Genomic DNA, 11449 nt, shown 5'->3' on the forward strand with positions numbered 1-11449 from the left:
GAGGGGTCAAAAGTAGAAACTGTTTCAGCAAACTCGTTAATCGCATATAGTTCTTTGGATGGTTTAAATAATCCATACGCAGTGACACCACCAGCTACTGCACCTAAAACAGTACTTGATGAGGCAACAGCTACAGCAGCTGTGTAACCACTTGCAAGCCCAGCAAAAAATGCCCCTGGACCGGTCCACCAACTACAAGCAACGCCAATTGAAAATCCAATTATGGCAGTTACAGTAAGTACGATTGCAGCCGCAGCAACTGAAAGAACTGCTTTATAAGCATCGGAGCGCTCATCTTCCAAAATAGCTTTACATTGATTTGTAAAGTCCTCGATCGCTTTGGCTTTAACCTTTGGGTTTACACTGGGATCGTCAGTTTTAGCTAATATAACTTCTGACAGCGTAGTTAATTTCTCATTTATTAATACACTTTTATTTGATGATATTTCTTTTAAACTTTTTTGAAGTGTTGCAACAGCCTCATTCCATGAGAGAAAAAGTTTTGCGCCACAGTGTTTACAGATTATTTTAAAAAGCGCCTCTCCATTATCTCCGGTACATGCTGAAGTAGTGATAAAATCAGCAAATAATGCTCTTGACTTAATTTTATCTAGAGCGGTCTTATCCGCCTTGGGAGAATCTGATTTTGTGCCAACACAAATAATAGGAGCATTAGGTACATATTGACGATACTCTGCAATACTCTCAATAATTTCTTGCTCATTAATTTCTTCTGTTAGATCAATACAAAATACACCAGCAGTAGCTCCCTTATAAAATACCTGACTCAATAGTTTGTATCGTTCATCTCCAGCTGTATCCCATAATGACACAGAACTGCTGGAATCTATTTTTCGAGCCAAAAAATCTGCGCCTATTGTACGAGGAGAATTCAATTTAAAATCTGATAAACCAGCCGCTCGACGTATAATCTGAGTTTTGCCACTTCCACTTTTACCAAAAAAAACAACCTTATATATCATGGGGAGCCTCAAAAATTACTTATATATAAAAATTTAGGGAAAGATGTATTCCAGACTCATAAAAATGTGATGAAAATCTTAATACAAATTTCCAAGATTTAGGATTACAACAAAAGAGTGAATCAACTGATTAATTGAGTAAGGATGAAAATACTACAAAACGATTAGTACTGCTTGAGCCTGTTTACCTCAAGCAGCACCCAGACTTAAATTTCCATTAAGTCTTTTTCTTTTTCTGCTAATAACCCATCTATTTCAAGAATGTACTTATCAGTTAGCTTTTGAATCACTTCTGCTGCTCGACGCTCATCATCTTCAGAAATGGTTTTATCTTTGACCAATTCCTTTAATTGACTGTTTGCATCTCTTCTGATATTGCGTATGGAAACTTTTCCTTGCTCGCCTTCATTACGAACGACTTTGATTAGCTCCTTTCTTCGTTCTTCAGTCAATGGCGGCATTGGAACTCGTATAGCAGAACCTGCTGTAGCAGGATTCAAACCTAAATCAGAAGTCAAAATAGCCTTTTCTACAGCTGCTACCATAGATTTTTCCCATGGAGTCACTAAGATTGTCCGTGAATCACTAGCAGAAATATTAGCAATTTGATTTAATGGGGTCATAGTTCCATAGTAATCAACGTGTACGTGATCCAGTAAACCGACATTAGCTCTTCCAGTGCGAATTTTTGTCAGATCAGTCTGTAACACTTCAATGGTTTTTTTCATTCGCTTTTCTGAATCTTGCTTAATCTCATTTATCATGATTAGCTCCGACTATAGTTCCTACGCGCTCTCCAGTTACAATTCTTCTCAATGCATTAGGTGCAGTCATATCAAATACCTGTAAGGGCATCCCTTGATCCTGACAAAGACAAATTGCAGTAGAGTCCATCACTTCCAAACCTTGCGTTAAAACTTCAATATAAGTTAAATAATCATAACGCTTGGCATTAGGGTTTTTAAAAGGATCTTCTGAGTAAACACCATCTACTTTAGTTGCTTTTAAAACCACATCCGACCCTATTTCAATAGCTCTTAAACAAGCGGCTGTATCAGTGGTGAAAAACGGATTTCCTGTGCCTGCTGCAAAAATTACTACATGTCCAGTTCGCAAATGTTCAATTGCTTTACGTCGATGGTACGGGTCAACTACTCCAAGCATGGGAATAGCTGACATAATACGCGCAGGCATATCAATACGCTCCAACGCGTCTCTCACCGCTAAAGCATTCATTACTGTAGCAAGCATGCCCATATGGTCGCCAGTTACACGTCCAACACCGGCTTGAGAAAGCGCTTTACCACGAAATAAATTACCGCCACCTAATACGAGACCAACCTCAACGCCCATCTTAATTAAATCGGATATATCCCTAGCTAATGTATCCAATACTGAGGGATCAATACCGAATTGTGACTTGCCCATAAGGGCTTCGCCACTATATTTAAGTAATATACGTTTATATTTCAATGTTGGGTGACTATCATTCATCATGTACGAACCTGAGCCATCACTTCTTCAACAAAGTTATCTTCTTTTTTCTCTATCCCTTCACCAACTTCATAACGAACAAAGGAAAGAACTTCAGTATTCTTTTCTTTCAATAGTTGACCTACTTTGATATCAGGGTTTTTAACAAATGGTTGACCTAATAAGCTCACTTCGTCAATAAATTTATTGATTCTACCTTCAATCATTTTATCGATAATTTCTTGTGGCTTGCCACTTTCTTTTGCTTGAGCAGTAAAGATTTCACGCTCATTTTCAACAGCTTCAGTAGATACTTGATCCCTACTTACTACAATTGGTTTGCTCGCAGCAACGTGCATTGCAATGTCTTTAGCAAGTTCTTCTTGCTCATTTTTGAGTGCAGCCATAACACCAATTCGTGAACCATGTAAATAGCAACCAATAACTCCTGTATCACAGTGCATGCGCTCAAGGCGTCTTAATTTAATATTTTCACCGATTTTTGCTACTAACTCTTGACGAGCTTGTTCTACAGTAACGCCAGAAGCAAGAGTAATCGCAGACAATTCGGCAATTGTAGTGGCTGAACTATTTAATGCAGCATCAGCAACGTTATTAGCAAAGTTAGTAAAGTTCTCATCACGAGCAACAAAATCTGTTTCACTGTTAATTTCTAACATCACTGCACTACGTCCATCAGCAGAACGTGCAATCACTACCACACCTTCAGCAGCTACGCGATCTGCTTTCTTATCAGCTTTTGCCTGTCCTGCTTTACGCATTTCAATGATCGCAGCCTCAATATCACCATTGGTTGCTATTAGAAATTTTTTACACTCCATCATACCAGCACCTGTACGCTCACGTAACTGCATGACTAAACTTGCACTAATTGACATTTTCATTTCTCCGTATAGCAAAAGGGGGGCAAATTTAGGTGTTTAGACACCCAGCCCCCCCTATATTTTAAAATCTAATTATTCCCCAGCTTTTGCTGCATCGTTAGTTTGTTCAACTACTTCCACAAATTCAGCATCAGATGAACCTACTCCCACCGTATTACTACCTTTAGCATCTAAAATTGCATCAGCAATACAACGGACGTAAATATCAACTGCTCTCATGGAGTCATCATTACCAGGAATAATATAATCAATATTTCTTGGGCTATTGTTGGTATCAACAACACCAATAACGGGTATTTTTAAGCGATGAGCTTCTTCAACAGCAATGTGCTCGAAGCCAACATCAACAACAAACAAAGCATCAGGTAAACCGCCCATGTGCTCAATACCACCTAAACCTCTTTCTAATTTTTCTAGTTCACGTGTCAGCATCAATGCTTCTTTTTTAATCATGCCGTTAAACAATCCCTTTTCTTTCATCTCTTTCAATTCTTTTAAGCGAAAAATGGATTGGCGAACTGTTTTGTAGTTGGTCAACATACCACCTAACCAACGATGATCGACATAAGGCATACCACAACGCTTCGCGTGTTCACGAATGCTGTCTTGTGCTGCTCTTTTAGTTCCAACAAATAAAATTTTTGCTTTATTAGACGCTAATCTGCCAACATAGTTCACAACATCGTTGAGCATTACCATCGTTTTTTCAAGATTGATAATGTGAATTTTGTTTCGGGATCCAAATATATAATCACCCATTTCAGGATTCCAAAAACGTGTTCTGTGTCCGAAATGAGCTCCTGCTTCAAGCAATTCACGCATACTTATATTCATAGTTTATTCTCCAGGGTTATTCCTCCACGCTCCCCATACGAAACCCTTAAGGGACCCTATCGTATGTGCCGAACCGTGTGTGTATTTAAAGCGCGACATTTATACCATATTCGTCGAAATTCATCAATCAAATTTAGTTGCAAATCTTTTTTTTTATCTTGTGCTAAGCTTTCTTATATACGGTTCGTAATTATTCGTGCCGAAAATTTACAAAAACTAGTTTTTATGTGCAGCAATTTATTGAACTCAAAAATTAAGAATAAAAATGTATCAATATAATCCAAACTTACATGTAAAAATCTGGTTAAGTAATAATCCAAATGTATTCATGAATTTGGAAAATCAAATTCGCCTTATTGAAATGCGTGAAAAAAATCCCACTGATACAATTCATTTGGTATATGACTCCAATTTACTCGAACATAAATCGGTAACTTCGTTACATGAATTTTGCAAGGAACATAAAATTGTCTCTCTTGATGTCCACACAATTCATACATCACTTCAATCGGATAATGAAAAAAAATTATTCGGGTTTTATAAAGACGAAATTTCCAATTTAAAATCAGGTGGGAATTTGGCCGTTGCAAGTGATATTTTAAGATGGCTGTCACCAGTATTTAAAAAAGGGACTTATACAGATTTTGACTTTCCAATTGATACATCCAATCTTCCCAAGCTTATTGCAACTGAAATGCCCATACTTCTTAACATTGGTAGTTTAAAAATGGGTAAAAAGGAATTTATTCTGTCAAATAATGATTTTGTTGCTATTGTGGATGAAATTGCAGCAAAGAACGACATTGAACGAGTTCAAAGTGGACTAATCTCAAGGCTCGAACATTATGATACCGATTTTATTGAACGAACCGAGAGGGAATTAAATGCAGGCAGTTTTATAAATCGTCATCTTTTAAAATTTATGAAAAATCGTTCTGAGTCGCTTTATATAGCTAAATCCAAAGAAATCATTCCACCAGCCCCACCTCATTCTTCATTAAAAATCAGAAAATATATCAATGAAGTAATGACCGATAAAAATAAATTTTTAAATTTTAACAAAATCGAAGCTCAAGAAACTCATGAACATGTAATCAAGAGATTAAGAAAAGATCTCGAAACTCAATTAAACCTGATTAAATATCTTTTTTTTAGCAAAGAATATTCGTCAATTAAGCATATTCTAGAAAAGAATGATGATAAATTCCTGACTTATTTAATGAAAAAAGAGCGAGATCTTTATATTAAATCAATTGTCGTCTGCACCACAGGCCCTATACAAATATCTAATGCATTATTCAGTGGATATGTTGTGGATTCAGATAAATTTATTAAAGAGATTCAACCCTTATCTTTTAATCATTATGGATTGCAAAATGCTTTTCGCTCACAAAATTCTATTCCGTTACATGAGAATGTTTTGGGAATGCTAAAATTCCTAGGTGTTGACGAGGGGGAGTTGAATGATTCTTCATGGTTGGATTCAGGGAAAAAACTCCAAGCATCACGGACAAAATTACTTGCCACACGTCAAAGCGAGCTTGCTTTAAGCTTACCTGTTTCTTTAGCTACAATAAAAAATGAAATGGAACGATATGTCCAAAAGATAGGGTGCACATCGAAACATTTCGCTTCTAAAGAAAAAAATCGTGCAAGAATAGGAGATCTTGAGCTCATATTAGATTGTTTTACTCAAGACAATGAATTTAATATTATCCAATTTAAAAATGTCTTACATAACATCCACCACCATAATGGATATATACAAAAATTAATCGATGATCTCGAAACTCTTTGTCATGATGCAATAATATTTAGTCTTGCAAAAGATAAAAAAATAAAATTGGGACATCCTTCTTATCAATCGGCTCAATCGTAGAAAAATTATTTGGTGATAATGACTGTTCGCCTAAGGAATTTACAAAACACTTTTCTGGTTTTTTAAGGATTCATTTAATAAACTTTTATTTTAATTCAAATGAATAAAGGTAAAACTCGCCCCATTTAAAAAAGCAAATGGGGTTCCGTTATAAATTACTTTTTAAACTCATAAAAAGGTGTAGTTATATCGTTTTCTTCCGTTTTGTTTTGCGATGATTTTTCACCAGGACTCGAAAAAAATCGATATTCTTGTTGTTCTTGAACATTAGTTTTTGATGTAGAATTATCCTTTAAAGTTGCTAAAGCACATAAATTTATAGTTTCATCTATTATTGCTGGACTAATTCCTACGGCGAAATCCACTAATTCGTTAAGGATAGTGTTTTCATTGATTTCACGAGGGATAAAAGGTTTATAGTCTACTATCAGTTTTTTAATTACCTGCTCCTTGACTTTATCCAACACTTCTTGAGGCTCATATTGTGCTAAAAAATCCCTTAGGGTTTTAGGATTATATTTAGGAAAAACATGATTACAGGAAAGTTTTTCAAATAATACTGGGTAATTACGACTGTTTATCCCATGCTCGCTAGCCTGTACAAGTAACTCATCTCGGGTAGGAAAATTAACAAGCCTTCCTGTTCGCTCATAATAGATACAAATTTTAAGCATGGGTAAATCGAAAGCTTCATGGATATATTTTTGAATAAGCATCACTTCCAATAAACTAAGATAATAATCTTTTAAATCCGGTTTTGAAGATAAATCTACAGCACGCACAAATAAACCCACTAATGAGTCTTTCGTAGCATCGAGTAAAATTTCATTCATTTCAAAACCATTTTGTTGCTCTTGAATTTCTTTAGCCAGTTCATCTAATGTTTTAAGACCTAGTTTTGTAGTTTCTTCACTTGTACTCAGTAATTTAATATTTTTTCTTTCTTCTCGTTTTTTTAATTTATCTATACTATTAGTATTAGCATCTTTACTATTAACATCATATACATATGCTTCTTCTGCATTCAGCAGGACTCCATAACGTCGTCCACCATGTGAATAAGTGGGTACATACTTTTGGTGAACAAGTAACGTTGTTGAAGAAAGACAATTACCATCTTTACTGATAAATAATTTAGCTTCGGTAGCCCAATCTGATAAACTTACATTATCAGGCGCTACAACAATTCGATTCACAGTTTTTGCGATTAGCCGATTCGCCTTAAAAAGAGTTCCAATTGTAGGTTTGCTTTCTTTCGCATACATAAGATATTACACGTCTAACTTGACTTATGTATAATTATAGCCCATTCTGACCTATATACAACCAAGGATTCCAATTGTGTTTTCAAATTTACCCAATGAAATTTTAGAAATTATTTGCTCATCCCTAAACGTTAAAGAAGAACGTAACCTTGGTCTCTTGTTTCAAAATGTGGAGAACTTGAGGAAAAAAAACATGATGAGGCAATTAACTAAAGTTCTGAGTAGTCCTGAACCGGTTCTATTCCATCATTTACTTCAATGCATTATAGATAATGAAAAGACCGGGCTCGCTATTTTACAAAATGAATATTGCAAAAATATATTGATTACGCAAAAACCAAATTCCTTACCTCATTGGATATTAAGTATAGGAGAATGTCAGCCCAATTTATTAGAATTTATTATGGAGGATGAGGATTACAGAAATTCATTAACCAAGATCGAAACTGAATATTTCATGGCAAATTATGAGAAATTATTACCTCCAGAATTGTCTGCTAAAATCATTGAAGAATTAGCCAATAAAAAAGATTTTCATTATGAAGAAATATTATTTGATGAGGAAGAGGAGAAGGAAACACGTTCGTTTGATCCCTCGCTATAGATATAATTATAGTGGCCTCCCGGTTTATTAAAAAATGAAGTAAGATCAAATTACTAGAATTATCGTGCCGAAACTAAAATACCATAAAATTATTTTCCATGTTTTTTTCGATAAATTAAGTTGTTTTTGATGTAAATCAGCAAACTGGTCAAATTTTTAATTTGAAAGAAATAATCAACTCACCGCTGAATCAGGTCATACGATGAAAAAAATTTCAAGCCACTTTTTATTGTTTAATCTTCAGTTTAGTGAGGATGAACGAGAAATAAAATATCAGTATATTTTTCTTAATATTGTTTTTTTCTTTGCTGGTATTGTGGCATTGGGTATGGGGTTTGTTCGTTGGCAACATAGCGCCGTAATGGGAGTCATTGATTTTGTTTTTTCAATTAGTTGTTTCTGTTTACTTTACTATAGCCGTAGCCATAAAGAAAAAATTGAATTGATAAGTAATTTTGCATTAATTTTTGCGTTCATACTTTTTTATTCAATCTATCTGTTAGCCCCATACAACACGTTACGATTAGCTCTTTTTCTTCTGTTATCCGCATCAGCCTTATTTTTGAAAGGCAGAAGAATAGGTCTGGCATGGACACTATTTATTATTGTTACCATCATTTTAGGCCGGTTCATCACGTTCTTTGATACAGCATACTCATGGTTTGATGTAATGTTTATTTGTATCAATTTAATAGCACTTTTTTTTATCTTTGATAATTATGAATTGATAAAGGAAGAACATGCTGAGTATTTGAAACGCTTAAATCTTGATCTGGAAAAAAAAGTTCAAGAGCGAACAAAAGAACTTTATCTAGCGAATGAAACCTTGGTAGAAAGTGAAAAAAGATTTCGTTCAGCCTTTGATTTTGCCGCTACTGGTATGGCTTTAGTTTCATTGGAAGGACGTTGGCTTAAGGTGAATAAATCTCTTTGCAAAATAACAGGTTATACCGAAGAGGAGATATTAAAAATCGACTTTCAACACATAACATATCCTGATGATTTACAAACCGATTTAAGTTATATCCGTCAATTATTGGATGGAATAATTAATTCCTATCAAATGGAAAAACGATACATTTGTAAAAATGGAGCCATCGTATGGATTTTATTGAGTGTTTCATTGGTTAAGGATGCACAGGATAACCCTGTGTATTTTATTTCTCAGATTCAAAATATTGATGCTCAAAAAAAAGCAGAGGAAAAATTAGTCAACATGGCCTATCATGACGCCCTTACAGGGCTTGCAAATCGCAAGCTAGTGGAGGAATCCTTTAAGATCTTCGTGGGTCATGCCATGCGCTATAAGCACAAAGTTGCTATATTATTTATGGACTTAGACTACTTTAAGAAAATTAATGATACTTTTGGTCATGATATTGGTGATTTATTATTAATAGAAATTGCATCGCGTCTAAAATCGAGTGTACGTTCTTCCGATGTTGTTGGGAGACAAGGTGGGGATGAGTTTTTAATTGTTCTTTCTGAAGTTGTATATAAAAATGACGTATGTCGAGTTGTTGAACACTTATTCAACGTTATTGCAAGCCCCATCACTATAAAGCAGAACGTAATTTCAATTACTCCTAGCATTGGCATTAGTATGTACCCAAAAAATGGCCTTGATATAGAAACTCTTATTAGGCACGCTGATTCGGCTTTATATGAGGTGAAATCTAGAGGAAGAAATAACTATAAATTTTATAGTCCCTCATAGAAACATTTTTAAAAAAGGCTATTTATGGTGTGAAAATCATTGAACAAAAAGATGCTATTAAAAAAACAAGACCAAAATACGGTTAATTGAGACCAAATAATGTTACTGAAAACCTAATGCCAGACTCAATGATTTTTGTTTATAATGATATCAGCAAAGATCGAATAAGGAATTTGATGTGCCATGTCAAATAAGAAAGTATTTACCGGAATTAATGTTGAAACCCTTTTGTTAGTTGCTGTGTGGGACCCCCCTTTTGTTTTTCAAGGATGTTATAAAATTACGGAGCTACAGGGAAAAAATACTGTTTTGTTTTTCTTTAGATGCAAAGCTAAACATGTACAGCAATCAGATATTCTTAACCAGAATTTTTCACCTGAGCTATATGAATTTACCCATTTATATAATCAAGCAGGTCTTATTCAGCTATTTAACCTAGAGCCAACGCAGGAAGATGCTCTATATTTATTGAAATACGCATTACATATAACGTTGGGAGAAATGTTAGCTAATAGAACAACGCATTTTACATCTATAGATGATATTGCAATGCAGGCACTGATTGATAAAGTTAGACCAATTTTAAACCAAGAATTAACTTTACGTGAAGAAGATCATATTGGATTTGCTGTTGCAATGGATTTTCGTCCAGAGGAAGATATAGCATTATCCGCTGCATTAACTTTGCTTGATGAATTTAAAAATATAGATACTAAAATAATACAAACTCATTAGGGTCTGTTGTCAATTGCTTAATTAGCCTATGTTTCGCGCTTTATGCCTGAGAGATCCTCACAAAATTTAACCATAGTGGGGATTCTCCTGCTGAGCGTGAAACGCGCACTGATAAAGCATCTTTAAAGTATATAAACCGCCTATTTTATAAAGATGCCAATTTTCATAAGTACGCTCATTTATAAACCGATGGAAATAGTCTTTGGAAGGCGAAATCCTGTAAATTAAAGAAAGTAATTCAGGTATATTAGCAATATCAGAACCTACGTTTCTGAGTTTTCCTCTTCTGGAACTTTTACATCAATTAACTTTCCAATGATAGTAATAATTTCTTCTAAGAACAATTCAAACTCATCATTATCAGAAATATCCGAAAGGCTATCATAACAATCTTTTTGATTTAATGGAGGCAACACATTGAAAAAGTGTGAGTCATTCCATTAACCCTTAATACTCACAAGGGATTTAACCAAATATAAACAGACTTATCCACAGAAAATGTGAGTAACTTAAATGAGATGATTGGTATTAAAAAACAAAAATAAAGCAGATGTAGCAAGGAATTCTGTTATTTGCTAACTGTAGATTGATTATTTGGTTCAAATAAATATCCACAGATTTAGATGTTTTGAAAAGAATTAAAACCTCGTCATATTATACAAATAAAAATTAAAAAAAACAGTCTTGACTCGAACTATTTTTAATATTTATTTTTACACGTTACTTGGTTAAATTATGTACTTAAGATATACCCCTCCTTTGCTCTTTCTGCAATTGCTTTGGTACTACTTTTATTATATGGAGTATTGAAAGGGAATAGGACATATTAAATTGGTTCAGTTCAAACTGAGATAGCAAAGTCGGATTATTGAGAAACACAACTGTTAAATCAAATTTTAACTATGATATAAATTAATAAAATTTCATAAGCAAAAACTTGTTTCCCAAAAGCCTGTCCTCTTCTATAAGTCTCTTGCATGAATCAACTAGCGCATTGGATATTAAGTATAGGAGAATGTCAGCCCAATTTATTAGAATTTATTATGGAGGATGA

10 protein-coding genes are annotated in these 11449 nt (G+C 34.3%); 4 read left to right on the plus strand and 6 right to left on the minus strand.

Features of this window, described 5'->3' with window-relative positions; translation table 11 throughout:
• From DGG96_RS07215 to rpsB, 5 genes are all read right to left on the minus strand, one after another.
• On the minus strand, window positions 1-983 hold a 983-nt coding region (locus DGG96_RS07215; protein WP_110142066.1), incomplete at its 3' end, for a GTP-binding protein.
• Window positions 984-1189: 206 nt separating this feature from the next.
• Window positions 1190-1747, minus strand: coding sequence for a ribosome recycling factor (frr, locus tag DGG96_RS07220; protein ID WP_110142067.1), 558 nt, complete (start codon window positions 1745-1747; stop codon window positions 1190-1192).
• Window positions 1737-2480 (minus strand): UMP kinase, encoded by a 744-nt coding sequence (gene pyrH / locus DGG96_RS07225; protein ID WP_110142068.1) that lies wholly within the window; start codon window positions 2478-2480, stop codon window positions 1737-1739. Before pyrH ends, frr begins: the two co-directional genes overlap by 11 nt.
• On the minus strand, window positions 2477-3355 hold the full coding sequence (gene tsf / locus DGG96_RS07230) for a translation elongation factor Ts (RefSeq protein WP_110142069.1): 879 nt from the start codon (window positions 3353-3355) through the stop codon (window positions 2477-2479). The genes pyrH and tsf overlap by 4 nt, the downstream gene beginning before the upstream one ends.
• A 78-nt stretch (window positions 3356-3433) precedes the next feature.
• On the minus strand, window positions 3434-4195 hold the full coding sequence (rpsB, locus tag DGG96_RS07235; protein WP_110142070.1) for a 30S ribosomal protein S2: 762 nt from the start codon (window positions 4193-4195) through the stop codon (window positions 3434-3436).
• A gap of 265 nt (window positions 4196-4460) precedes the next feature.
• Between rpsB and DGG96_RS07240 the strand changes: the two genes are divergently transcribed.
• Window positions 4461-6074 carry a glycosyltransferase family 88 protein gene (locus tag DGG96_RS07240; RefSeq protein ID WP_110142071.1) on the plus strand — a complete coding sequence of 538 codons (1614 nt, stop codon included), beginning with the start codon at window positions 4461-4463 and terminating at the stop codon, window positions 6072-6074.
• Between the two features lie 155 nt (window positions 6075-6229).
• Here DGG96_RS07240 and DGG96_RS21030 read toward each other — a convergent pair whose 3' ends face one another.
• Complete coding sequence (locus DGG96_RS21030; RefSeq protein ID WP_199742192.1) at window positions 6230-7339, minus strand: hypothetical protein; 1110 nt, start codon at window positions 7337-7339, stop codon at window positions 6230-6232.
• Between the two features lie 76 nt (window positions 7340-7415).
• Here DGG96_RS21030 and DGG96_RS07250 point away from each other — a divergent pair, with 76 nt between their 5' ends.
• The 3 genes from DGG96_RS07250 (at window position 7416) to DGG96_RS07260 (ending at window position 10395) form a co-directional block, all read left to right on the plus strand.
• Window positions 7416-7943, plus strand: a complete 528-nt coding sequence (locus DGG96_RS07250; RefSeq protein WP_110142072.1) for a hypothetical protein — start codon at window positions 7416-7418, stop codon at window positions 7941-7943.
• 202 nt (window positions 7944-8145) lie between these two features.
• Complete coding sequence (locus DGG96_RS07255) at window positions 8146-9660, plus strand: GGDEF domain-containing protein (RefSeq protein ID WP_165831587.1); 1515 nt, start codon at window positions 8146-8148, stop codon at window positions 9658-9660.
• A gap of 183 nt (window positions 9661-9843) precedes the next feature.
• Window positions 9844-10395 (plus strand): hypothetical protein, encoded by a 552-nt coding sequence (locus DGG96_RS07260; protein WP_110142073.1) that lies wholly within the window; start codon window positions 9844-9846, stop codon window positions 10393-10395.
• Window positions 10396-11449: the final 1054 nt, after the last annotated feature.

This window comes from Legionella qingyii (genome assembly GCF_003184185.1).